Origin of the sequence: Psychrobacter sp. SHUES1, from assembly GCF_001652315.1 — a bacterium.
Lineage (GTDB): Bacteria > Pseudomonadota > Gammaproteobacteria > Pseudomonadales > Moraxellaceae > Psychrobacter > Psychrobacter faecalis.
This window is the reverse complement of sequence record NZ_LXWA01000053.1, coordinates 1-25,068: the sequence shown is the minus strand read 5'-3', so window position 1 is coordinate 25,068 and position 25,068 is coordinate 1. Positions and strand designations below refer to the sequence as shown.

Annotated in this window: 27 protein-coding genes; 16 read left to right on the top strand and 11 right to left on the bottom strand. The window is 44.9% G+C overall.

The genetic code is table 11. The features are described from left to right. Nucleotides 1-8: 8 nt before the first annotated feature. The 4 genes from crcB to A7325_RS07145 all read right to left on the bottom strand — a co-directional run bounded on the left by crcB (nt 9) and on the right by A7325_RS07145 (nt 2,667). A complete protein-coding gene (gene crcB / locus A7325_RS07160; RefSeq protein ID WP_068406312.1) occupies nt 9-380 on the bottom strand; it encodes a fluoride efflux transporter CrcB in 372 nt (123 codons plus the stop codon). A gap of 51 nt (nt 381-431) precedes the next feature. Continuing rightward, nucleotides 432-1,472, bottom strand: coding sequence for a tRNA (adenosine(37)-N6)-threonylcarbamoyltransferase complex transferase subunit TsaD (tsaD, locus tag A7325_RS07155; protein ID WP_068406309.1), 1,041 nt, complete (start codon nt 1,470-1,472; stop codon nt 432-434). 94 nt (nt 1,473-1,566) lie between these two features. Further along, a complete protein-coding gene (locus tag A7325_RS07150) occupies nt 1,567-2,094 on the bottom strand; it encodes a c-type cytochrome (protein ID WP_068406307.1) in 528 nt (175 codons plus the stop codon). A 144-nt stretch (nt 2,095-2,238) separates the two neighbouring features. Beyond that, nucleotides 2,239-2,667 (bottom strand): hypothetical protein, encoded by a 429-nt coding sequence (locus tag A7325_RS07145; protein WP_226928764.1) that lies wholly within the window; start codon nt 2,665-2,667, stop codon nt 2,239-2,241. A 505-nt stretch (nt 2,668-3,172) separates the two neighbouring features. On the opposite strand from A7325_RS07145, the gene rpsU reads away from it, so the two are divergent. Then, complete coding sequence (gene rpsU / locus A7325_RS07140) at nt 3,173-3,388, top strand: 30S ribosomal protein S21 (RefSeq protein WP_010195908.1); 216 nt, start codon at nt 3,173-3,175, stop codon at nt 3,386-3,388. A 174-nt stretch (nt 3,389-3,562) separates the two neighbouring features. After that, complete coding sequence (locus A7325_RS07135) at nt 3,563-4,012, top strand: GatB/YqeY domain-containing protein (protein ID WP_068406303.1); 450 nt, start codon at nt 3,563-3,565, stop codon at nt 4,010-4,012. A gap of 63 nt (nt 4,013-4,075) precedes the next feature. On the opposite strand, the gene A7325_RS07130 is transcribed toward A7325_RS07135, so the two are convergent. Then, complete coding sequence (locus A7325_RS07130) at nt 4,076-5,617, bottom strand: M48 family metallopeptidase (RefSeq protein WP_227514957.1); 1,542 nt, start codon at nt 5,615-5,617, stop codon at nt 4,076-4,078. A gap of 432 nt (nt 5,618-6,049) precedes the next feature. Here A7325_RS07130 and A7325_RS07125 point away from each other — a divergent pair, with 432 nt between their 5' ends. The 4 genes from A7325_RS07125 to thiS all read left to right on the top strand — a co-directional run bounded on the left by A7325_RS07125 (nt 6,050) and on the right by thiS (nt 8,338). Continuing rightward, complete coding sequence (locus tag A7325_RS07125; protein WP_068406298.1) at nt 6,050-6,532, top strand: sulfurtransferase TusA family protein; 483 nt, start codon at nt 6,050-6,052, stop codon at nt 6,530-6,532. A gap of 240 nt (nt 6,533-6,772) precedes the next feature. After that, nucleotides 6,773-7,636 (top strand): RNA polymerase sigma factor RpoH, encoded by an 864-nt coding sequence (rpoH, locus tag A7325_RS07120; RefSeq protein WP_197488882.1) that lies wholly within the window; start codon nt 6,773-6,775, stop codon nt 7,634-7,636. A 63-nt stretch (nt 7,637-7,699) separates the two neighbouring features. After that, on the top strand, nt 7,700-8,071 hold the full coding sequence (locus A7325_RS07115) for a DUF423 domain-containing protein (RefSeq protein WP_068406292.1): 372 nt from the start codon (nt 7,700-7,702) through the stop codon (nt 8,069-8,071). Nucleotides 8,072-8,137: 66 nt separating this feature from the next. Then, nucleotides 8,138-8,338, top strand: a complete 201-nt coding sequence (thiS, locus tag A7325_RS07110; protein WP_068406290.1) for a sulfur carrier protein ThiS — start codon at nt 8,138-8,140, stop codon at nt 8,336-8,338. A gap of 271 nt (nt 8,339-8,609) precedes the next feature. Here the strand turns inward: thiS and hpf are convergent, their stop codons facing one another. Both hpf and A7325_RS07100 read right to left on the bottom strand, forming a co-directional pair. Further along, nucleotides 8,610-8,990 carry a ribosome hibernation-promoting factor, HPF/YfiA family gene (gene hpf, locus A7325_RS07105; RefSeq protein WP_068406286.1) on the bottom strand — a complete coding sequence of 127 codons (381 nt, stop codon included), beginning with the start codon at nt 8,988-8,990 and terminating at the stop codon, nt 8,610-8,612. Nucleotides 8,991-9,420: 430 nt separating this feature from the next. Further along, entirely contained in the window at nt 9,421-11,139 is a 1,719-nt protein-coding gene (locus A7325_RS07100; RefSeq protein WP_068406282.1) for an RNA polymerase sigma-54 factor, read from the bottom strand. Nucleotides 11,140-11,436: 297 nt separating this feature from the next. Between A7325_RS07100 and A7325_RS07095 the strand changes: the two genes are divergently transcribed. Then, nucleotides 11,437-12,324: a carbon-nitrogen hydrolase family protein gene (locus A7325_RS07095; protein WP_068406279.1), complete on the top strand. Its 888-nt coding sequence runs from the start codon at nt 11,437-11,439 to the stop codon at nt 12,322-12,324. Nucleotides 12,325-12,358: 34 nt separating this feature from the next. On the opposite strand, the gene A7325_RS07090 is transcribed toward A7325_RS07095, so the two are convergent. The 4 genes from A7325_RS07090 to lptM form a co-directional block, all read right to left on the bottom strand. After that, the gene (locus A7325_RS07090) at nt 12,359-13,399 is read right to left on the bottom strand and encodes a tyrosine recombinase XerC (protein WP_068406276.1); all 1,041 of its coding nucleotides are present in this window, start codon (nt 13,397-13,399) and stop codon (nt 12,359-12,361) included. A 6-nt stretch (nt 13,400-13,405) separates the two neighbouring features. Further along, entirely contained in the window at nt 13,406-14,293 is an 888-nt protein-coding gene (dapF, locus tag A7325_RS07085) for a diaminopimelate epimerase (protein ID WP_068406273.1), read from the bottom strand. Nucleotides 14,294-14,516: 223 nt separating this feature from the next. After that, a complete protein-coding gene (gene lysA, locus A7325_RS07080) occupies nt 14,517-15,851 on the bottom strand; it encodes a diaminopimelate decarboxylase (protein ID WP_068406270.1) in 1,335 nt (444 codons plus the stop codon). Nucleotides 15,852-15,966: 115 nt separating this feature from the next. After that, nucleotides 15,967-16,278, bottom strand: coding sequence for an LPS translocon maturation chaperone LptM (lptM, locus tag A7325_RS07075; protein ID WP_068406267.1), 312 nt, complete (start codon nt 16,276-16,278; stop codon nt 15,967-15,969). Between the two features lie 716 nt (nt 16,279-16,994). On the opposite strand from lptM, the gene A7325_RS07070 reads away from it, so the two are divergent. The 9 genes from A7325_RS07070 to A7325_RS07030 all read left to right on the top strand — a co-directional run. Then, nucleotides 16,995-18,224, top strand: coding sequence for an acetate/propionate family kinase (locus A7325_RS07070; RefSeq protein ID WP_068406264.1), 1,230 nt, complete (start codon nt 16,995-16,997; stop codon nt 18,222-18,224). Nucleotides 18,225-18,334: 110 nt separating this feature from the next. Beyond that, entirely contained in the window at nt 18,335-20,491 is a 2,157-nt protein-coding gene (gene pta / locus A7325_RS07065; protein WP_068406260.1) for a phosphate acetyltransferase, read from the top strand. Between the two features lie 201 nt (nt 20,492-20,692). Further along, a complete protein-coding gene (locus tag A7325_RS07060) occupies nt 20,693-21,604 on the top strand; it encodes a nicotinate-nicotinamide nucleotide adenylyltransferase (RefSeq protein WP_068406257.1) in 912 nt (303 codons plus the stop codon). Between the two features lie 151 nt (nt 21,605-21,755). After that, the gene (gene rsfS, locus A7325_RS07055; protein WP_068406254.1) at nt 21,756-22,169 is read left to right on the top strand and encodes a ribosome silencing factor; all 414 of its coding nucleotides are present in this window, start codon (nt 21,756-21,758) and stop codon (nt 22,167-22,169) included. A gap of 200 nt (nt 22,170-22,369) precedes the next feature. Beyond that, on the top strand, nt 22,370-23,146 hold the full coding sequence (locus A7325_RS07050) for an MOSC domain-containing protein (protein ID WP_068406251.1): 777 nt from the start codon (nt 22,370-22,372) through the stop codon (nt 23,144-23,146). A gap of 93 nt (nt 23,147-23,239) precedes the next feature. Next, the gene (locus tag A7325_RS07045; RefSeq protein WP_068406248.1) at nt 23,240-24,124 is read left to right on the top strand and encodes an N-acetylmuramoyl-L-alanine amidase; all 885 of its coding nucleotides are present in this window, start codon (nt 23,240-23,242) and stop codon (nt 24,122-24,124) included. A 28-nt stretch (nt 24,125-24,152) separates the two neighbouring features. After that, the gene (locus A7325_RS07040; protein WP_068406245.1) at nt 24,153-24,344 is read left to right on the top strand and encodes a hypothetical protein; all 192 of its coding nucleotides are present in this window, start codon (nt 24,153-24,155) and stop codon (nt 24,342-24,344) included. An 8-nt stretch (nt 24,345-24,352) separates the two neighbouring features. Continuing rightward, nucleotides 24,353-24,589 (top strand): hypothetical protein, encoded by a 237-nt coding sequence (locus tag A7325_RS07035; RefSeq protein ID WP_068406241.1) that lies wholly within the window; start codon nt 24,353-24,355, stop codon nt 24,587-24,589. A 3-nt stretch (nt 24,590-24,592) separates the two neighbouring features. Further along, nucleotides 24,593-25,068: transposase (locus tag A7325_RS07030; RefSeq protein WP_197488881.1), on the top strand; the 476-nt coding region annotated here is incomplete at its 3' end.

Here is a 25,068-nt window from a genome sequence, read left to right as displayed (position 1 = left end):
TTTTATTATTACAAAACCAATTTAAAGAAATAAAACCCAATTGCCGTTGCCAGTAATGTCAGTCCCACATGTAACCACACTAAGCTCAAACCTGCCAGCAAGCGCCCTTCATTAATAAAAGTAAATACTTCAGCACTAAAGGTACTAAAAGTCGTCAGTCCACCCAAAAAACCAGTTATGACAAACAACCTGACATTGGGAGACAAGCCGCTACCAATACGCTCAAACCAAACTAATGCTAATCCTATTAAAAGTCCACCTAAGACATTGGCGCCAAGCGTACCGAGCGGTATCCAGCTATGCAGCGGATTAAAACGTGCCAACCAGCCGCGCAGGCAAGCACCAATGGCAGCACCTAATCCAATTGCAAGCCATTGCATAAGCTATCCTTGAGTAAGATAAAGTTTAATAGGTTAAGTATAAGATAGCATTTATAATAGCGCAGGCAGCTCGGTCATCGGCCAACGCGGGACGCAGCTAACAGCCAAATCATCTGCCTGACCGGCTTGCAGGCGCTCGTAACCGGCATAAGCAATCATCGCCCCATTATCGGTACATAAGGCTGGCGGCGCATAATGAACGCTAGCATTGATTTTAGCAAGCTCGCGCTCTAATGTCTCACGCAAATGGCTATTGGCACTGACGCCGCCAGCTATCACCAAGCGGCTCATCTCGACTTGTTTCAGTGCCTTGACGCATTTTTTCACCAAGGTATCAACTACTGCATGTTGAAAGCTTGCCGCAATATCGGCGCGCACTTTTGGATCGCTGTCGGAGCCATCAGTGTCCTTGATAAGATTATGCACCGCCGTTTTCATACCGCTGAAGGAAAAATCTAAACCGCGATGTAGCATCGGGCGCGGTAAGTCATAGGCATTTTGTTTGCCATTTTCTGCCAATTTGGCAATATTTGGTCCACCAGGGTATGGCAGACCAAGCATTTTAGCCGCTTTATCAAAACATTCACCCGCCGCGTCATCGATAGACTCACCAAGGATTTCATATTGCCCGATACCATATGCGGCAATCAGCAAAGTATGACCACCAGAAACCAGTAAGGAGACAAATGGAAACGCTGGCGGATTCGCTCCCATCAAAGGCGCTAACAGGTGTCCTTCCATATGGTGAACGCCAATCGCTGGCACATCCAAGCCATAAGCCAAGCTACGTCCAAATAATGCGCCCGTCATCAGCGCCCCTATAAGTCCCGGCCCTTTGGTATAAGCAATCGCATCAATCTCATTTTTAGTGATATCGCACTGCTCTAGCAATTCGTTGAATAACGGTACCAGCTTACGAATATGGTCGCGGCTGGCAAGCTCAGGCACTACTCCGCCATAAAGTGCATGCAGCTCTATCTGTGAATACAGCACTTGCCCAAGCAAGCCTTTATTATTGCTATCTATCTGCTCGCTATCAAAAATCGCCAGACCTGTTTCATCACAGGAGGTCTCTAAACCCAATACTTTCATCTATGTGCCTTTATATTTGCTTTGTAGCATTAATAAAAAACCGCCACTGTTAGCTTACAATGGCGGTCATTCTAGCAAATTTCAATACGTAATATTAGCGAGCGGCAGCAACCATATAATCAACTGCGGCATGAACTTGTGCTTCAGTGACGTCTCCAACCGCTTGCGCAGGCATTTTATTAAAGCCTTTAGCAGAATGCATGTGTAACGTTTCTATGTCTTTGGCAAGGTGCGGTGCCCAAGCTTCTTTATCACCAAATTTCGGTGCGTCAAGCAAACCATTCTCATGGCAAACTTTACACTGCTTTTCGTACAGCTGAGCACCAGCATCGGCCGCCAACACTTCTGGTTCAGCAGCAGCTTCAGGTTCAGCCTCTACGACAGGTACTTCCGTAGGCTCTGCTTCAACCGCAGGCTCAGGGGTGACCACTTCGGTTTCTGTTACAGGCGCTTCAGGTTCTATAGCCACCGTTTCAGTTTCATTGGTAGTAGCTGGCTCTTCAGCCGCTGTATTGTCGCCGCCACTACAAGCGCTCAATGCCAAAAGTGCACTTAAGCTTAGGCTTGTGAGCGCCAATTTAGCAACGGATTTTTTCTTCATTGTATTTTGCTGCATAGTCATAGTTAATCCTTCATCTATAGTTTGTTAATATAAACTTAAATATCGTAGCTGGCATATTAATAGTCATCGCTGGCAATGATGAATCGCTATTATGAAATGAGCATGCGGCTTACTTACTTAATTACTCATAGCTACTAAATACTATTAGTTCGTTGCAGGCTCAGTCGTATCAGTAGTCGTAGCGGCCGCATCGGTATTTGTCGCCATGGCACTATCAGTAGTAGCCGCTTCTGTATCAGTACTTGTAGTAGCCATATCTCCTGCCGCATCTGTCGCTGCGCCATCTTCTGCTACTGCAGTGTCAGTACCCGTAGCACCCTCTTCTGTCCCTTCTGCCGTGTCAGCAGCAGGCATCGGCGCTGTTTCTGGGAAGTCCATATCTTCTGCTTCAGGTGCGTTTGCACGTGCAAGTTCTGAAGCTTCATCGACTTTATCTTTTGCTAAGACTTCACCTGATTCAGTGCTCGCTTCTTCCTTGTCAGTGCTACAAGCACTTAGACTGACGCCCATCGTCAGAAACAATGTCGCCCACAATGCAGTACCAATCGTTGTTTTCTTCATGCCATTTTTCATTCAAAAATCCTCAAAATAATAGCTATAAAAGCCTTGTAACGTCTATCTCGGCATATTTTTAAGCGTCTAGTTTCAATAGCTAAATCTTGAAATTTAAAGCAGCTTAAATATGAGCGACAGACTGAGTATAGGATAGGATAGGATACCATAGACTCCATATAAGCCGTTATTGCTAAACAGCTGTTTTGTCCACAATTTATTGATTATTTGTTAAAAGATTATTAAAAATATTAATACTCACGCCTTCAGTTAAATCTTATTATATTTGTACGGTGTAATTAAATTTTATTGTCTATTATTTGACCTCTATTTAAGCCCTTATCTTACATAAATACGCTAAAGCCTTTGACTTTACTGCAGTTTTTGATTAAAATAAGCGCCCTTGTGCTAGTGCGCAAGACTATCCTAGTTTGAGCTGATGCCGATAATCTTGAGATATTACGGCTAAATACTAATACACAGCCAAACTAATGCCCTTATATCTCATCCTAATCAAGGAGATTTCATGCCTGCAGTTAAGGTTAAAGAAAACGAACCAGTTGACATCGCTATCCGTCGTTTCAAACGTGCTTGTGAAAAAGCCGGCGTTCTATCAGACGTACGTAAGCGTGAATTTTATGAAAAACCAACGCAAGTACGCAAGCGCAAAAAAGCCGCTGCTGTAAAGCGTTATAAGAAAAAATTACAACGCGAAACTATTCGTACCACTCGTATGTACTAATCACCAATACGATTAGCTACCTACCAGCGCTACACTAACGCCACTGTTATCGATGAATAACAGTGGCGTTTTTTATGCTACAATTTTTGTTATTGCTGCTGATAAATGCTCAGCATATTTTTATTTAACACTTACCAAAAACTATTTTACCCATACTTATAAGGAATAATAACAATGAGCCAACTTAAACAGACATTATCTGACACCATCAAAACCTCTATGAAAGCGCGCGAGCTTGAACGCGTCAAAGTGTTGCGCAACGTCCAATCTGTGGTCAAGCAGATTGAGATTGATCGCCAAACCGAGCTTGATGATGCGCAAGTGTTAGAAGTGCTACAAAAGCAGCTCAAACAGCGTCATGAGTCCTTGTCTATCTTTACCGAAAATGGCCGCGATGATTTGGCCAGTAAAGAGCAGTTCGAGATTGATATTATTAATGAGTTTATGCCAAAACAAATGGATGATGCCGAGCTTGCCGCTTTGGTCAATGCCGAAATCAAAGAGCAAGGCGCCACCTCAATGCGCGATATGGGCAGCGTGATGGGGGTGTTAAAGAATAAAACCGCAGGCCGTGCTGACCCTGCATTAATCTCTAAATTGGTAAAAGATGCTCTGCAAGGTTAAGTGAAGTTAAAAAAAGTTATATATTCTTAATCTGCGTATCGACCCAAGCTAGCAAACAACCGCCTAAGGCTTAAAGTCTTTGGCGGTTTTTACCGCTTTGATTTCCGCATTAATACTGGCAAGTAACGGTCGGGCGCTGCTCGCTTGCGCGGTTTTTTGCATTTGCTCGGTCAATTGCTTGGCTTGCGTTAAGGAAGTCAGCGCGCGCTCATAATGTCCGCTCCACAGCTGGTCATGACTGCGATAACGCAGCGCATTGATGGTGGCGATTTTTGCCAGTTGCGGCGACTCGGTAGTTTTGGCGATTTTTTCATTGGCCAGTTGCAAGCTTTGCCATGCATAGCGGTCACTTGGCTGCTGCTCGGTCAAGGGCTTAAGCAGTGCTTGCGCCTTGGCTGGCTGATTGCTATTGGTCAGCGCTTCCGCTAAATAAAGACGCAAGTCGCGGCGTTCAGGATATAAGCGCTGCTGACTCTCAAGCAGTTCCGCCGCTTGTTGCCATTTATTTTGCTCAGTGAGAATTTGACTTTGGGTTATGGACAATAAGGGTTCCAATACTTGCCGCTGGGCTGCGGGTAGCGCTGACAGCTCGGTATATATCTCATTGGCCTCGCCAAAACGCTGCTGCTCGCCATACCAATACATCAGCGCCAATTTTGCGCCAACACTATTTTTTGCGGCGGTCGTCAACGCGGTTTCAGAGACATGCTCGCCGGTGCTTTGCGTGCGCCAATAGAGCAAATCAAACAACGCTTGATGGCGCTGCTGCTTGGATAAAGGCAGAGCATCATAACGCTGGGCGCGGCTTTGCGATTCGCTTAAACGCTCATTACTCAAAGGATGCGAGCGCACAAAACTGGGCAGGAATTGATTGGCGGTTTGGTTCAATTGGCTTTTTTGATTCATGGTTGCAAAAAAGCGCGGCATGGCGCGTGGATCGTAACCCGCTTGGTTCATGATTTGCATGCCCACACGGTCGGCATCACGCTCATTACTACGGCTAAAAGCCATGCTGCTATTCATGGTAGCGGTTTGGCTGCCCATCATGACTGCCGCCGCCGCATCGCCATCGACCGCTGAGGCTGCAATCGCTGCCAGCATGCCGCCTATTTGCATCAGCAAGGCTTTTTTGCGCTCATCCGCGCCGCTCTCATAATGGTGCTGGCTAATATGAGCCACCTCGTGAGCAACGACGCTGGCAAGCTCATCCATGCTGCTTGCCGCCAGTATCGTTCCAGTATTGAGCCCAATTACCCCGCCGGGCGCTGCAAAAGCATTGATACTAGGGTTATCAATGATAACCAAACCTAGCGGCGCTTGCTGGCGAGCTTGCGCATTTAGCCGCCACGTCATCTCTTTTATGGTTTCATAAATCCAAGGGTCGTGCTCCATCTTCGCGCGACTATTGATGTTTCTTAATGACCACTCCCCAAGCAGTTTATTTTCATATTGCTCAGCAAAGCTTAGCCCCTGCCCGCGCAAATTGGGTAAATCTAATTCTTCAGCACTTGACGTCTGCCAGGAACCGTAAGTAAATGGCGCGACTTGCGTGCCAGCACTATTGGCAGTAGTGGCCAGTGCCAGCAAGGTAGCCGATATACCCACCTTTAGTACAAAAACGCCTGTTAACGTTTTTAGCGTTCTTTTAAACAGCGATTTTTTAAGCAATGCTGGTCTATGAAAATAATACAAGTGCGTATCCTATCCGAGTAATCCTAACGTCTTTTTGACTATACGAGCTTGTTTAGTTAAGGTCAATTGCCGTCTGCATCTGGCTACCAATAACGCTGCCACGCGTCACGCTTGTGCAACATGCTTGTGTAAACTTAAGCGTTATAAAGCGAAGTATTAAATGTAAAGTTTATCCTATCGCCCGGTTGTTATTAGATATACTGATTGACCAATGATTATGATAACTATATTCAACTGCAATTGAGTAGTGGCAATTTGCTATAATAGTAGGTCGTGGTAAGCGCTTGTTATCCATGGACTACAAGTGATACTTTCTCAAACATTGATATTTTAAAGGTTTATTTTATGTCTACTGATAACCAATCTGTCATTGTACGAGACTCATATCCTATTTGTTTTGTCGAAACCGTATCTGACGCGCAGCAACAATCGATAACGCAGCTGCTCGATTTATTGCCAGCAGATACTCTTAACTTAGTAGAAAATCTTAACTCGACGGATAGCGCAGAGCAAAGACAGCCAATCATAATTAAAAATATGGTCGATGGGCGCGGTCTTGCCTGCCCTATGCCGCTATTAAAAACTAAAGTGGCGCTACGAGAAGTAGCGGTTGGTGAATCGCTATATGTCGTTGCCACGGACCCAAACTCACAAGCTGATATCAGCGCTTTTTGTCAGCAGAGCCAGCAAACAGGCACAGCAAATCCCTTATTATTGCTTATCAATCAAGCAACAGCGGCAAGTAGCGACAAAATGCTAGGAACAAAAACCAGTACTGCTGTTGATACAATATATCACTTCATCATTACCAAAACTGATAGCAACTAAGCGGCGCTATCCTTTACAATTATAACTATAAGATTTTTATCTGACTCATTGCTTATCTATTTAACCAAGGTCAAGAATATGGCTAATACTTCTAATAACGCTGCAAATACCCGTAAAAAAGACAGCGCAGCACCTGAAAAAAACGAAGCACGCGATGCGGCCTTGAAAGCCGCTGCGGCGCGTCCGCCTTACGATGCGAGCGCACTTGGCGATACACGTACCCGTGACTTAGTGCCTGCTATGCCAACACATTTATCGGCGCCTGGCGTAAATCTAGGTGCTTATATTAATACCGTGCATCAGATTCCGATTTTGACACCGACTCAAGAGCAAGAACTTGCTCACCGCTATTATGATGAGGGCGATGTTGAAGCGGCGCGTCTGCTGGTTATGTCGCATTTACGCTTTGTGATTCATATTGCCCGTAGCTACTCAGGCTATGGTCTGCCGCAAGCCGATTTAATCCAAGAAGGCAACTTGGGCTTGATGAAAGCGGTTAAACGCTTTGATCCTAATAAAGGCGTGCGTTTGGTATCCTTTGCCGTGCATTGGATTAAGGCTGAGATTCACGAATTCGTCATTCGTAACTGGCGTATTGTCAAAGTTGCGACCACTAAAGCGCACCGTAAATTATTCTTTAACTTACGCAGCCTGAAAAAGACCAACAACCAATTAACGCTCGAAGAAGCCGATGCCATTGCCAACGATTTAAATGTAACACGTAAACAAGTGCTAGAAATGGAGTCGCGCCTGACCTCGTATGATGCGTCGTTTGAAGCGCAATCGAGCGATGATGACGATGGTCGCTACGCGCCGCAGCTGTTTTTAGAAGATGGTATCGACCCTGCAGAAATGGTTGAAGAGGATGACTGGGAAGAGAACAATTCATCGGCTCTGCTAGCAGCAATGGATACGCTAGATGACCGTTCACGCGATATCGTTGAACAGCGCTGGCTTTCTGAGCAGAAATCAACCTTACATGAGCTAGCAGCGGTTTACTCTATCTCAGCAGAGCGCGTACGCCAAATCGAAAAAAACGCCATGGATAAAATCCGTGAAGCCATGACCATCGATAGCGTTATTTTGCCCGATGATATCCAATAAGCTTTAGTTTGTTAGTTAAAACTTACCTATGATAACAATCCTATTTATAACACGAGTTTTACCATGCTAAATTGGATAAGTATCGCCGCTATTAATATGGCTATCGCCGTCGCCTTGGGCGCGTTTGGCGCTCATGGGCTTAAAAATTCGGTCAGTATCCAGCAGCTTGAATGGTGGCAGACGGCAACTCTATATTGGTTTGTACACGGGCTTGGATTATTGCTCGTTGGTATTCTTATTCGCCTTAATTATACGACCCAAACCACAGCATGGCTGCTACAAATCGGCGCACTTATTTTTGCGGGCAGTTTATATGCCATGACGCTTGGGGCACCGCGCTGGCTTGGAGCGATTACCCCTATCGGTGGTATGCTGATGATTGCCGGTTGGCTATGGCTTGCTGTCTCGACATTTCGCTTAGGCCATACTGCTTAAGTTGAATAACAAAATGGGTCAATGGATGAGTAACAAAGGATTATTAGCTTTTAGGGAGCACATATTATGAGTGATATTAGTGTTAATGGTAAAAAATTGCAGACCACGCATCAAACCGTCCAAATGGTCGTCAATGAGCTTGGACTTAGTAAAGGCCGCTATGCGGTTGAAATCGATGGTGAACTTATTCCAAAAAGTGAGCTTGATAAAATGCGTATTGTTGAAGGTATGAATATAGAAGTGGTACAAGCAGTTGGTGGTGGTTAAGCGAATATTAGCCCGCTAATTTTTTCATGGATAAAAATTAAGCAATAAAAAAGACCTCTTACGTTGATACGTTGAGGTCTTTTTTATTTGTCGTGCTCTTAACAAATAAAGCAACTTTACGAGCTATCATTCCAATATGATTACTTAGTAAATACGCCAATTATAATAATTATCTTATAGGCTATATTTATCAAACAGTCATAATAATAAAGTCAGCTACTATGTAGATCGGTTGCTGTAGTGAATACTACTTAGAGCAGTGACGAACCCATTACATGACAGGTGCTGCATCATCAACTGTCAGCTCTTCGTAGCGTTCATCGCGCCCTGGACCTTGAGTTTTCTTACGATCCTGACGGGTTTTATATTTACGTACTTGTCTATCAAGCTTGTCTGCCATCTCATTAATGGCTTTATACATATCGTCTTCGCAGGCTTGGACGAACATTTCTTGACCTGCAACTCGCATAATCGCTTCGGCTTTATGGGTTTTTTTCCCACCTTCACTTGAGCCGCTATTATCTAGCGATAATTTTACCTGAATACTTTGAATCTGATCGAAATGACGTTCTACTTTTACAAGCTTTTCGCGAACGGCGTTGTCCATGGCTTCGGTAACACTGATATGGTGACCACTGATAGAAACATTCATATTATCGTCCTTTTATTATTGCTTATATTATTACGTACAATCAGCAGTGAGTTAGCTTTATAGCTTTTGTCATGCTGCCTTACCAATAATTCATCCAGTACCTTTCTTATCATAAAGTTTGGCTTGTCATTTTCTATTCGCTAACTGCTTTATTCTTCTACTCCTTTATTAAAATAAAAAATTAAAATACATTTTTATCATTTGTTAAATTAACTAAATCGGCCAAACCAATACTTGGTTTTCGTTGTTGGTATGACTCTAATTTGTCATGAAAACCAAAGAGTAGCAAGCCATCAAATTGTAAGTAAATGTAATAAAAAATGATGTTTCATAAATGTTTCTATATAATCAAAAAATTTTATTTTTTATTTACGTTTGAATTGGCTTAATTCTGGCGGTATGACATTTATAAGTCGTTGAATGACAACATTTAATATTTTTGTTTGCGCTGAGTGGATGATCCGATATTCATTGCTTCACGATATTTGGCTACCGTTCGTCTGGCGATATCAATGCCTTCTGCAAATAAAGAATCTTTTATGCGGCTATCAGATAATGGCTTTTTCGGGTCTTCATCTGCGATAAGCTGTTTAATCATGGCGCTGATGGCGGTCGAGGAGATGTCTCCGTCACTACTACTGACGTGAGATGAGAAGAAATGCTTCAGGGAAAACAACCCTTGGGGCGTCAAAATGGTTTTGCTCGTAGTCAGGCGCGAGACAGTCGATTCGTGCAAATCAACTTCTTCGGCAATCGCTTTTAAAATCAAGGGCTGCATGGCAGTGGCGCCATGTTGCAAAAACTCTTGCTGGTAGCGTACGATACTGGTTGCTACTTTTAAAAGGTTTTGATTGCGCTCTTCGATACTGCGAATAAACAGGCGCGCATCGGTGAGATTTTCGCGCAGATATTGATTGTCAGGACTGTCATCGCCACGTTTGACCAAATTGGCATATTCTTGATTGACCTGCAATTTAGGCAAGGTTTCAGGATTGAGGCGCACTTGCCAGCCATCTATTTGCGCAGTCGTGTCGTTTCCATTTTTGTTATCAGTGGTGTGATTGCTATTGTGGCGGCGAATCGGCGTGACTAATACATCAGGAATATCGTAGCTTTCTGACGGCTGCATATAATCGGGCTGACTGCTTTGAAATAGTAGGCCGGGTGATGGATTTAACGTACGTAGCAGGTTAAGCGCTGGAGTAATTTGTTCAGGCGCAAGGCCGGTGAGTTCAGTCAAGGCTTTGATATTATTGCTGACCAAATGCTCACTGGCTGAGAGAAGCGCTTGGGCTTCTTTAAGATACTTTGTATTCGTATCAAGCTTGGACAATTGCAGCGCTAAGCACTCATTGAGGTTGCGTGCGCCAACGCCAAGCGGATCGCACGATTGGATAATGCGCAGTACCGCCATGACCTCATCGTACTCGACGCGCTCGTCCCATTGATAAAAGCTGGCAATGGTATCAAAGCTTTGTAACAACTCATCGATATCAAGGCGTATAAAGCCCATTTCATCCATAGAATCCATGAGATATTCGGCGATAAGTGTATCTGTTTCGGAGAGGCGCTTAAAGTTCAGCTGCCAGCGTACATGGTCTTGAATGGTAGCGCTGGTACTGCCCTGATAGCTATCAAAGTCTTCATTGTTGCCGTTAGCCGAATGAGATGAAAGACTCTCTGAACCTATCGCGGCAGAGGCATAATTACCGCTGCCAGAACCGCTATAATCGTCGCCCTCTACGGTATGGTTGTCGATTGCTTCATCATCAAAACTGGCTTGCTGCAACTTATCTAGGCTATCGCCACTGTATTCATCACTTATATTGGCATCACTGCTATTGTCTTCATAATCAAAACCATCATCTGAAGAATGGGTAGATTTAGCAAACGAATCAACGCTAGCATTTTGATTCCAACTATCTAATGTTAACGGCTCGCCATTATGACTGTCGTAACCATCACAATCAACATAGTCATCTTCATCCTCTTCCACACGCTCTAGCAAAGGATTGCTATCAAGCTTTGCCTGTACCTCCTGCGCAAGCTCAAGACTAGAGAGCTGCAGCAATTTGATGGCTTGCTGCATTTGCGGGGTTAGCTTTTGCGAGGTATTTAGCGTGGTCGCCAATCCAAACGACATACTCATGGGTGACTGATTACCTTTCGATCGTGGTGAGATTCTATATGTTATGCTGGTTAAAGCCTGCGCTTATTAACGCTTATCATCACTAATAAGCGCTTTAGCCTATCAGGTCATGACGATAGCATTTTTTGCTACAATGTTGCTATGATAATTTATATTCTGTTCAGGTAAGCCATTTTTAGCTTTTGTTCACCTTATAAAACTGCAAAAGCTTTGCAGAGATACCAAGCTTTTATATATAACAGGATAAAAATAACTAAGAGTAAAGCCCTATAAAGCTTAAAAATCGAGAATAATACTATGAATGAGATAAGAAATAACGGACAACTCACCGTTGCTGCTGTACAAATGAGCAGTCAGCAAGACATCGAAGCCAATTTAGCCGATATAAAAGCTGCTATTAGCGAGGCAAGTAAGCAAGGCGCGCAGTTAATCGTTTTACCAGAAAACTGCTGTAGCATGGGTCGGCAGTTTGCCACTGCCGAGCGTTTTGATGAGTTATCCGACGCAATGGCCGAGTATGCACGTGCTTTTGGTATTTATCTATTAGCAGGCTCGCTGCCCTGCCCTTATCGCCCTGATGGCGTCATCGTGCCCGATGGAAGGCTACGTCAAGTCAGTCAGTTGTTTGCGCCAGATGGTACACGTGTGGCACGCTACGACAAAATTCATTTATTTACTGCAACCGTTGCCGATAAACAAGGCAGCTATAATGAAGCGGCGACTTTTGAGCCTGGCACGCAAACGGTTGTGGTTCCACTCGAAGCAAATGATGCCGTTTATCAGCTCGGTATGATGGTCTGTTTTGATTTACGCTTTCCAGCCTTAGCGCAGCGATTACGGCAGGCGGGCGCAGAGGTGTTAAGTGCGCCATCGGCGTTTACTTATTTAACGGGACAGGCACATTGGTCGCTATTGCTACGCGCGCGGGCATTAGACAGTCAGTGTATGGTGATTGGTGCCGCACAAGGTGGTGAGCATCTTTATAAGAATGGCGATAGTCGGCAAACATGGGGACATAGCACGATTACTGCTTATGACGGCACGATTATCAATAGCTATGAGGATAGTGACTTAAAAAACTCTGCTAATAAAAATTATGCCTTGGTATTAGCAAACTTAGATAAAGCAGGACAAGCGCAAGGACGGCAAAAGATGCCAATCTTTGACTGTCACCGTTTGGCATAAATGTAGGATTAAATACTTAAGAAATAATCGGAGCTTAATTAATATCAACGTCATTTTTCGTATGCGACGCACGCGGATGGGCGCGGTCATAAACTTGGGTTAATTTAGCAAAATCGACATGGGTATAAATCTGCGTGGTACTGATATCACTATGCCCGAGCATTTCTTGTACCGCGCGCAAATCGCCACTGCCGGATAGCATATGCGAAGCAAAGCAATGACGGAGTAAATGTGGATACATGTTTTGCGCAATCCCAGCCCGCGTAGCCGCAACTTTGAGACGCTGCTGCACCGCACGTGTGGATAAACGTGTACCTAATTTTTCACTGATAAACAACGCATTGTCCATCTGCTCTACCCAAAGATTGCGGTGCGGTAGATAACGTTTAATCGCCTCGGCGGCTTTGATACCTAATGGCACTAAGCGCGTTTTGTTGCCCTTACCCGTCACCCGCACGCGCAAATCAGCTAAGTCTATATCGGCCACATCAAGCGCCACCAGCTCACCAACACGCAGACCGCTGCTATAAAGCAGTTCGAACATTGCCTTATCACGCAGCCACAAGCGCGCCTGCTCTGGCGTATCAGGGATTTCTTGGTCAAGCAGTTGCGACAATAAATCAACGTCAGCGATAGACGGCAGCGGTCTTGGACTACGCTTTAGCTGATAGCCGGTGGTTGGGTTGATACGCGCTAAACCTTCTTCTATCAACCAGCCATAAAAATGACGGATAGCCGATAGCTCTTGCTGAACGCTCGCCAGTGCCAGCTTATCTTCATCGAGGCGTTGGCTGATATGCTGGGCCAATTGGCGCTTATCACAGCGCGTCCATGTCAGACGCTTGCCGCGTAAAAATAGCGCCAACTGGTTTAGCCCTGCAAAATAAGCCACCAGCGTATGTTCGGAGTGATTGCGCACCGACAGCGTATTTAACCAACGATGCACTGGCGCTAGCAGTTCACGCAGCGTGCTATCTGCTTCGATGGTTGTTGCCAGTTCTGCCGATAGCCATTTTTTTGACTCAGTGTTTGATATAGTGTTTGACTGAATATCTGAGCTAGGCGCTGTCGTCATTATTTATTAGCCTTCTGGATTGGGCTTGATACCCGCTTGTGCCATCAGACCGTCTGGGCTAAAGACGCCTTCATAGACAAACGCCGTTGGCCCCGTCATCATCACAGAATAACCCGGCTGCCATTTGACAATCATACTGCCGCCATAGAGCTGCGCGCGTATGTCTTCGCCCTCATCGAGCCAGCCTTCACGGATACCAACCGCCACCGCAGCACAAGCACCGGTGCCGCACGCTTGGGTTTCACCGACCCCGCGCTCATAAACCCGCAGACGGATATGACGCTGATTCATGACTTGCATAAAGCCGACATTGACGCGCTCTGGAAAGGCCGGATGCGATTCGATGGCTTTACCCAAGGTTTCAACATCGGCTTCTAGGACATTATCAACCCTGATGACCGCATGCGGATTGCCCATATTGGCGACATACAGCTGCACCGGCGTACCATTGACGTTTAGATGATAGGCGTTTTGGATTTTGGTCGTCGCTCTTGGGGTAAAGGGAATCTCACTTGGCTCAAATTTCGGTTTACCCATATCGACTTCGACCCAACCGTAACGGTCGGTCGTTAAGGAGATTATCCCGCTTGCCGTCTCAACGCGCAGGCGCTGCTTAAATGACAGTTTACGCGCTTGCACAAAACGGGCAAAACAGCGCGCGCCATTACCGCATTGCTCAACCTCTGTGCCATCGGTATTAAAAATGCGATAACTAAAATCAACATCGGGGCGCATCGGCGGCTCAACAACGAGCAATTGATCAAAGCCTATACCTAAATGACGATCGCCCAGCAGCTGTACCAATTCCTTGGTCAATTCTAAGCGCTGGGTCACCAAATCGATGACCATAAAATCATTGCCCAGCCCATGCATTTTTGTAAATTCTATTAGCATATCCTTGTTATCCTATCCTATTTTTATGTATGCCTTATAGTAGCACGCTGTCAGATACAATCATAATTATCACCGCTATCAAACGCGAAGTTAGGGCGCTATCACCGAACAAATATTTTTTATCCAAATTTTCATTAAAGCAGGCAATAAAAAACCCATTGTCGTTATCACAATGGGTCATTTTTAACTAAAAAAACTCGTAAGCACTAAACTGGCTAAAAAACTATTTATCCTGCCACAACACTTCATCAGCATATAAAGATTCAAGCGTTTCGCGTTTGCGAATCAGTTGATGCTTATCATCGGCTACCATCACTTCGCTAGCACGACCGCGCGAATTGTAATTGCTACTCATGGTAAAGCCGTACGCACCAGCGCCAGTGATAGCTAAAATATCACCTGTTGCTAATGACAATAAGCGGTCTTTTGCTAAAAAGTCACCAGTTTCACAAATCGCCCCAACGATATCCCACGGCTGTGTACCATCGGTATCTAAACCGTCTTTGGGCAATGTCGCAGGAATCACTGCCATTTCTGCTTGGTATAAAGCAGGACGTATCAAATCATTCATTGCCGCATCGACAATAGCAAAGTTCTTGTGCTCGGTTGGTTTAAGTACATCAACCTTGGTTAATAATACACCTGCATTGGCCACGATACTACGACCCGGCTCAAAGAATACCGTTAAACCAAGCTCACTCAGCTTAGGCAGTAATGCTTGGGCGAACTCCTCGATAGACACTGGCGTCTCATCGATATAGCGTACGCCAAGCCCGCCGCCCAAGTCGATATGACGCATCTCAATCCCTTTAGCTCGCAAGCTATGTATCAGCTCAATCACTTTATCTAAAGCTGCAACAAATGGCGCAACCTCGGTCAATTGCGAGCCGATATGACAGTCGATACCGACAATATCAATATGCGATAATTGCGCCGCTTGTTCATAAACCGCAACGGCATTTTCATGACTGATGCCAAATTTATTGTCTTTTAAACCGGTTGAAATATACGGATGGGTTTTGGCATCGACGTCTGGATTGACCCGCAATGAAATCGGCGCGGTTTTATCAAGCGCTTTTGCCACTTCGTTAATCAGCGCCAATTCACTAATCGACTCAACGTTAAAGCAGCCAATACCTTGATTAAGGGCATATTCGATTTCGCTATAGGTTTTGCCAACACCTGAAAATACCACGCGCTCAGCTTTCCCGCCCGCTGCCAAAACCCGCATCAACTCACCGCGTGAGACAATATCAAATCCTGCCCCTGCTTGCGCCAAGATGCCAAGTACGGCAAGGTTAGAATTTGCTTTCACCGCATAGCAAATTTGATGCTTTAGGCGGGCAAAGCTTGTGGTATAAGCCTGATAAACGTCTAAAATCGCTTGTTTTGAATAGACATAACACGGCGTACCATAGTGCTTGATCACCTCATCAATACTTACCTGCTCCATATATAACGCGCCATCGCGATAATCGAGCGCGGGCAAATGGGCGGTTAAGGCTTCAGGATGCACATACAATCCTTGCTCAGTTTTGGTCGTGACTGACTGACTCATAAAGTTGTCTCTAATATAATCAATGTATTAAGGGATTAATGGGTTTAGTAGCTTGGATAGGCTGAGAATCGTTTGCGTATTTGGCTTTTAATAAACCAATACTAATAGACAAGCATTAATAATCGTTAGGATCCGTACTCGGCGCAGGCAGCTGAAAATTATCGGCATCTTGCTCGTTATTTGCATTGTCATTAAGCTTAGTAAAGGCGGCATCTTGCGGATGACTGGTGCTCCCAAGCACAGCCGTATTGTCTTTTACCGTTTGGCTACTCGATTCTGTTAAGTACAAATCGCCTTTTTGCCCGCAACCTGCCAAGGCAGTTGCCCCGATGACCAGCGTCGCTATGGTTAGCTGATAAACAGCAGATTTGACGTCAACGCTTAAATTAGCGCTGTTAAAATTTGAGGTACGGCGTATAGTAAACATAGAATGGCTAACCTTTCATCTTGCAATGGTTTGCAGGCGATAACAATCACTATCAGCGAAAATAAGGCTGCAATAGAAAAATAGAACAATTTTTTAATCATAGCATTATTCGATAAAGTTGTGCGCCCCCTGCTGCTGATTGGCACATAAATTTATAAGAATTAACGACTAACGATAGGCAAAATGGGATTTTATAAACACTATCAATAGCTACAGACAGAGAACCACAGACAAACTTACTTACAATTTTATAAAAAGTGCTTTTATCCTATTATCTATGCAAGAGATTGATTATATTCGGTGTACACTTGTATAAAACGGCATGATTAAAGCCTTATAGTTATCGTGGTATAAAATTCAAAATATGGTACATTATAGTGAACCCTTGCAGCAGCAATGAAGCGCTAATATGGGTTTTAATAGCCATTAACCGCTGCGAGCATTATGGGCAGTTATGAGCTTTAAAGATGTTTAAAAACACTGCAAGCCTGAAATGCGTAAAACAATATTAAGAAAAATATTAAAAATAATGCGAAAAACAATGCTAAAAGTAAGACTAAAAGTAAGACTAAAAGCAATGATAAAAATCAGCGATAGGATTGTTGCGTATGGCAGCTGTTTGACTTACGGCGACAAGAATATGGCTGGTTTTTTTATGTAATCGGTGACTATCGATGTCGATTCACCACCCAAAAAATAACTTCTAAGGATAGAGTATGAGCGCTGGCGTAACCACCAAATTTAACGATAAAGACTCTGCAACATCGAATCTAACCAACCCCACTTTAGTACTAAATTGCGGCTCCTCTTCAATCAAATACGCACTCATCAGCGAAGACAATACTACGCGTATCACAGGTCTGGCAGAAAACTTAGGCCTCGACACTGCTCGTATCAAACACACAACGCTAAATGGTGAAAATCTAGAAATCGCCATCGCTGGCGGTCGTCATGAACTGGCCTTGAAAAAAATCCTTGAGTTACTTGAGCAATATCACTTTATTGCTGTCGGCCACCGCGTGGTGCATGGCGGCCGCGAGTATTCAGAAGCGGTGCGTGTCGATCAGCATGTGTTAGAAGAAGTCAAACGCTTAAAAGTATTGGCACCGCTCCATAACCCTGCCAATGCGCTCGGTATCGAAGCAGTACAAGCAATTTATCCCGAGATTCCGCAAGTGGTGGTATTTGATACCGCCTTCCACCAAACCATGCCACCTGTTGCCTTTCGTTATCCACTGCCAAAAGTCCTTTATGATGAATATAAAATCCGTCGTTACGGCTTTCATGGTACCTCGCACGCTTATGTATCAGAACGCGCCAGCGAAATCACCAGTGCTAAAGCGCCACATGGTTGGTTGACCGCGCACCTAGGTAATGGCTGCTCGGCGACGGCTGTCTATAATGGTGAAAGTCTCGATACCAGTATGGGTTTGACGCCGCTTGAAGGGCTGATGATGGGCACGCGCAGCGGTGATGTCGACCCAAGCCTGCATATTCATCTCAAGCGCCAGCTAGGCATGAGCTTAGAAGAAACCGATAAGATGCTCAATAACGAAAGTGGCCTGCTGGGAATTTCAGGCTTATCCAATGATTTACGTACTATCGAACAAGCAGCAAATGAAGGTCATCAAGACGCTAAGCTTGCGATTGAGATGTTCTGCTACCGCGTCGCTAAGTACCTTGCCAGCTTAAGCTGTGCGCTACCTAACTTTACCGGTATTGTCTTTACTGGCGGGATTGGCGAAAACTCAGTGACCACGCGGACGCGTATTTTAGATATGATGCCGCATTTTGGTATCAAGGTAGATAGCATTAAAAACGCTAGCTTGGTCGGTGGCAAAGAAGGCAGTTTCCATGCCGACGATAGCAGCATTGAGCTGTGGGTGGTACCAACCGATGAAGAATGCCGCATTGCCCAAGAAACGCGCGAAGCCTTAGGTTTGTAAGCATCAGATTGCTAAACAAACCATGACTTGTGCCATAAGAAAACAGGGAGCGTTTGTATGGCACAAGGATAAAACGCGCTTAAAAAATAAAATAAATAGTAGGATACATTATGCAAACTTTTTTACTTGTGCCCATCAGTCGCGGTATCGGTGTGACGTCAGCGGCGTTAGGCTTGATTCGCGCCTTTGACTATAACGGTATCAAAGCTGGCTTTATGAAGCCGTTTTTACAAGACGATACCTTAGATAAGCAAAACAGTTTAGACAGCTCAAGCGCGCTGGCAATGCACGCTTTTGGTCTTAATCCACCCAAATCTATCAGCCGTCAGCGCCTTGAGCGTATGCTTGGCGACGACAATCTTGATGATTTGATGGAAGAAGTAGTCGTCAATTATCATACCTTAGGCGACGACTACGATGTGGTGATTTGTGAAGGCTTAGTATCGACGACTGAGACCTCTTATGCGTCGCAAATCAACCGCGCCATTGCCCATGCCTTAGATGCTAAAATCATTTTTGTCAGCACCGCCGATACCAGTAAACCTGCCTATCTGGCTGACAAGCTTGACGTCCACGCCCGTGAATTTGGCGGTATTGCCAGTGAGCGCACGCTTGGTTGTATCTTAATGCGGATGCACGATTTACCAAACGCCCAAAGCACCCTCGAAAATCAAATGGTCGCCCCAGGCGAAGCCATCGTCAATTTAGACGAGGGCTTTATGCAAGAAGTGCAGCGCCTGTCACCACACTTTAATACCGAAGAGTTCCGCTTAATCGGCGTAGTGCCCTTTAGTGACTCGCTCTCTGTGCCACGCACGTGGGATATCGCCGCTGAGCTTGACGCCACTTGGCTAAATGTCGGTGAGGCAAAATCGCGCCGTATCAACCGCATCAGTTTGACCGCGCGCTCGGTCGCTCGCGTTGATGAAGTCTTTAAACGTGGTACGCTTATCGTTGTGCCGGGTGACCGCGACGACTTACTGTTGGCCGCAGGGCTTGCTTGTATCAACGGCATCCCTTTAGCAGGACTGGTATTAACAGGCGGCGTAGTCCCAAGCGAAACAGTCGCTGAGCTTTGGCAATCGGCGCTCAAAACCGGCATCCCTATCATGAGTGTCGAAAGTGACAGTTATGAGACCGTACAAAGCCTGATGCATATGAGCTCTGAGATTCCAAGCGATGATACCGAGCGCGCCGAAGAAGTGGCACGTTATGTCGCCGCGCATTTAGACCTCAACTGGATTAAAGAGTACTTTAGCCAAGAATATGAGATGCGCTTATCACCATCGGCATTTCGTCATCAAGTGGTCAAAAAAGCGCAAAATGCCAAAAAACGTATCGTGCTCCCAGAAGGCTCAGAACCACGTACGGTCGAAGCGGCGTGCATTTGCCAAAGTCGCGGTATCGCCAACTGCGTGTTGATTGCCAAGCGTAGTGAGGTCGAGCAAGTAGTGAAAAATCGCGATTTGGTGTTGCCTGAGGGCCTTGAGATTATCGACCCTGATAGCCTCGATATGGATAAATATATCAATGCCGTGGTCGAGCGCCGTAAGGGTAAAACCAACGCCGAAGTCGCTGCTGAATACCTCAAAGACACGGTTTATTTGGGTACGACCATGCTCGAGATGGACGAGGTAGACGGTTTGGTTTCTGGGGCAATACACACAACCGCGAATACCGTGCGCCCTGCGTTTCAGCTAATTAAAACCGCGCCGCAGTATTCGCTGGTATCGTCAGTGTTCTTTATGCTGCTACCTGAGCAAGTGGTGGTCTATGGTGACTGTGCCATTAATCCTGACCCGAACGCCGAAGAGCTCGCTGAAATCGCCATTCAATCGGCGCAGTCTGCCGCCGCCTTTGGTATCAATCCAAAAGTGGCGATGATTAGCTACTCAACGGGTTCATCTGGTACGGGCGCTGATGTCGAAAAAGTCATTCGTGCAACCGAAATCGTCCGTCAGCGTGCGCCGCACCTCGCCGTCGATGGCCCATTGCAATATGATGCCGCTTCGGTCATGAGCGTCGGTAAACAAAAAGCCCCTGACTCACCGGTTGCCGGACAAGCAAACGTCTTCATCTTCCCTGACCTAAACACTGGTAACACCACCTATAAAGCGGTACAACGTAGCGCCAATGTGGTCAGTGTCGGACCGATGTTGCAAGGTTTGAATAAGCCCGTTAATGACTTGTCGCGTGGTGCGTTGGTCGATGATATTATTTATACCATTGCCCTGACCGCCATCCAAGCGCATAGCGACGCGATTTAATCTCGGTACCGTTTATAATTTACAGTCATGCTTAATCGCTCTACATTTAACCGACTATCATCATGATGGTCGGTTTTTTATGGACTATTTTTGTTAAATCTTTAGGGCTTTAAAACATACGACCCTACTGAGCGCTCGACAATAATGCTATAGTTCACTTAACGACACTGTACATTCGCAGCGCTTTTTGCTCATTTATTTATGCCTTATTCTAAAGACTATCACCTAACGAAAAACGCCAAACCCGCCATTCGTGCCTATTTGGGCGGCTCATTTGATCCTGTGCATAATGGTCATCTGCAAATGGCGCTGTATGTTTATCAAAGTTTATTACCAATAGCAAAGCAACAACAGCGTGAGCTACAGGTGTCATTATTGCCCAATGCGCGCTCGCCGTTTAAAGCAGACAGCACCGACCCTAAGCACCGTCTGGCCATGCTAAAGCTGGCTATAAAAAATACCCCGCTACAAATCAATGAGCTTGAGCTGTGGCAAACGCCGCCGGTCTATACCATTGATAGTGTAAAAACCTTACGCGCGCGCTACCCGCACGATGACCTGATATTTATCATGGGCATGGACAGCGCGCAGAGTTTGGATAAATGGAAAGACGGTTTGACGCTGACCGATCATGTCAATTTATGGGTATTTAATCGGCTTAGCATTGCTGAAAATGACCCTATTATTAAAAATGACCCTATTATTAATAATAATGATGAAAATACTATTGCACAAGAAAAGCTTATTAATCAAGACTTAGTAACGTCAAACCTTACTGCACTGCAATCTCAGCTTCCCATAGCATTGCAACACTTCATCACTGACTCGGCTACTGACCTTGTCGCGCCAGCTTTGCAGCATTTAACAGCCAGCAGTAACTTGAAAAACACCGCTCAAGGACGCATTTATATAGACCCGCGCCCTGTGGCAGCGATATCAAGCACCCAAGTACGTCAACAGCTGCGCAAGCAAGGTTCGCAAAACGCAACTTTACAGCCAATAAATGCTATCATTAACCCGACTGTACCCAATTCGTTCGCTAAATGGCTAAATCCTGCCGTTTATCAATATATTATCGACCATCAGCTATATTCTGCTGCTCAATTCCGTTAAAATCGCCTTATACGTTTAACTTTACCTATTTTATCCATGTTGCCGCAAAAACACCTGCCTATTTACCTATTTTTCAAGGGCGCGTGAGCACAAGCAATGTGATGATTTACTATTTTATTTTTAATATTTATGATTGAAGAGAAGACCATTTATGACCAATACCATGACTGAAGAACGCTTAAAAGAATGCTTAGCGGTAGTCGAAAACACGCTTGATGATATGAAAGCAAAAAATATCACTGTTTTAAACGTAGAAAATCTAACGGACGTGATGGAGCGCATCGTCATCGCTGACGGTACGTCGAAACGCCACGTCCGTGCGATGGCAGACAGCGTCGGCGCTGAAGTTAAGCAAGCGGGTTTTATGCCACTTGGCCGTGAAGGCGGTACCGATTCTGACTGGACGCTGATTGATTTGGGCTCTGTTGTCGTGCATATGATGACGCCAGCTGCGCGTGAGTTCTATGACTTAGAAGGCCTATGGTCGTCACCTGATCAATTGGCGGAACTGGTCGCTGTACCACGTGAGAAGAAAACCGCAGGTCGCCGCAATAAAAACAAATAATCTTGTTTGTTAACAGCATTGTTTAAGAAGAAGACCAGATTCTACTCTGGTCTTTTTTTGTTTAAAATTTGGTACAGATAAAGGTTAAATTGCTAAAGCCATATAATCACATGCCTGATTAGGCTAAGATAATAGCCATCTTTAACATCTCTAATGAGTTAACCACTCGCCTAATAAATCCCTATCGATTAGGATATTCCATGAGCATAGAGCAAATAGCATCTTCTAGCCAAAAAAATAGCGCTGATTTTAATCAACCCTTACCGCTACATATTGCCAATCTAGTCTGCGTGCGCGCTGGCAAAGCGATGCCATTTGCCCGTGAGCAGATGAGCGCGATTGATAAAGCACCCATCAAAGAAGCGGTTGCGGTGAATTTTATGGGTCTGAGCACTGATGAACAAGCCGACCGACGCCATCACGGCGGCCCGCTAAAAGCTGTACATCAGCTAGCGACGTCAACTTATGACAAGATAAATACAGAGTTTGGCTTAAAGGTACGCGTTGGTACCTTGGGTGAAAACTTAACGACCGAAGCGGTCACTGGTCTGCCTGCAATGGATGAGTCGACGGTGTGTATCGGTGATGTTTTTCAGTATGGTCAAGATGAAATCATTAATGGGAATGGTGGCGATAGTGTTCAATTACGCATCGTGCAACCGCGCCGTCCGTGCTACAAAATCAATGACCAAATCGGACAGTTTAAACTGAACAAAGTGCCAAATATCGCCTCTTGGGTGACCAAACAAGGTATTGCTGGCTGGTATTTTGAAGTCGTACGTGACGGTATGATTAACGCTGATTTGCCGGTTTATCTCATCGAACGCCCCTATCCTTTTGCGACCCTAGAAAAATTATGGCAATTATCAAACTCAAAAGAGAAATTTGATGCTGAGGTTATCGAGCCGTGGCTATCAATTGAATGTTTGGAGGACAGTTGGAAAACGGTTTTGGCGAAGAAGATTCGCAAGGATTAAAAAGCTGTAAAAATATCTCAATCTTATCTCTCTACTATCAATAACAAATAAAGGTAAGCATCATCGCCTACCCTTATTCATACAGAGCATTTCATGGCAAAAAATATTTTTTTAGCATTAGCATGTGCCTTAACGCTGCCTTTAATTGGCTGCGCGACAACTAATAACACCCAAATAGCGAATACTGAACCCTTCGTTATTGATAGCGAAACCTACCAAGCCACTGGTAAAAGTGAACGTATTAAAACCATTGTCCTGCATTATACGGTGAGCAATAATGCCCGCGCTATTAAGCTTTTGACCACCGGTAACGTCAGCGCCCACTATCTGATTTTAGATCGTGACGATAATAAAATTTATAACTTAATGCCTGAAAGCGAACGCGCATGGCATGCTGGCGCGGGCGGTTTTGCTGGTAGAACGATTCTCAACGATACCTCAATCGGCATCGAGATTGTCAATGCAGGCATTAAGCCTGAATATCGAGATGCCTTAAAAAACGGCGCGCTCGACTATCATCCTTATGAGCACTATGTAGAATTTGATGAGTTACAGATTAAAAAAGTGGCGCAGCTGGTACAAGAGTTGGCAAAAAGATATAATATCTCAGCAAAGAATATCATCGGTCATGCGGATATGGCACCCTCGCGCAAGATTGACCCCGGTGCAAAATTTCCTTGGCAGCGACTGTATTTCGATTACGGCATTGGCGCTTGGTATGATGAATTTGACAAGCAGTTTTTTATGAATCAAGACTTGCTTGCAGCAGCAACGATACCTGAGATTAAGCAAGCATTTCGCGATTATGGTTATCAAATCAATGATATAGACGCGTGGGATAAAGCCAGTCGTAATGTCGTGTATGCCTTTCAATTGCATTTCAGACCGCAGCAGCCAACGGGCGAGCTGGATTTAGAAACGTATGCGATACTACGCGCACTCAATAAGAAGTATGCTGGTCGTGATGACTTTTATTAAACGATAAAAATATTAGGAGACATAAGCCATGAGCAACTCACAATACAACGAGCAAAATGAGCAAGACGAGCTACAGAAATATCTAGAAGAAAAAGCCAAACAGGAGCAAGAAAAAGAGCAGGAAGCCGAGCCGCTCTCTGCGTATGAGGCTTGTGTGCTAAAAGAAAGCGCTAAGATTCATGAGTTGATTGCTGAGGCTCAGAAAGGGAAAGCTGATTAGGAAAAAATATGGATAAAGAAATCATCTTTTATGATCTTCGTATGCTAGCGAAAGCAGAAAATGGAGCTTACACTTTAAGTATTTCTGTTGAAAGTGGTTTCGCAGAATATAACGTGATCATAGATATAAATGCTCAAGACTTCAAAATAATCGAGAACGATAAATATAGAGTGGCATTGCTTCAAGCTGCGCGAGCCTTTCCTAAAAACTGTGTAACTGCTTATAATCCACTAACAGGAGAATAAGCAATGACTACTCAATCTGACATTAAAAAACTGGCCGAGCAAATGGCTGGTAGTATGAAAAGCTTCGATGACATCAAAGACTTTCAGAAGCAACTCATGCAGTCCTTTATCGACACTGCCCTTGAAGCTGAGATGGAAGATCATCTCGGCTACCCCAAGCATGAAAAGGCGGATAAACCTAATAAGCGCAACGGGCACACTAAAAAGACCGTCCGTAGCGACACAGGCGATTTTGAGATATCCACCCCAAGAGACCGCGGTGGCAGCTTTGAACCTACACTAGTGCGCAAGCATCAAACCCGTATTAGTGGCCTTGATGATAAAATCATATTCCTTTACGCCAAAGGTCAAACCACCACTGAGATTGTAGAGAGTATCAAAGAGCTTTACGACGTCGATATCTCAAGCTCTCTTGTCTCAAGAGTCACTAACAACATCATAGACGACATCACCGCATGGCAGAACCGGCCGTTAAGCAG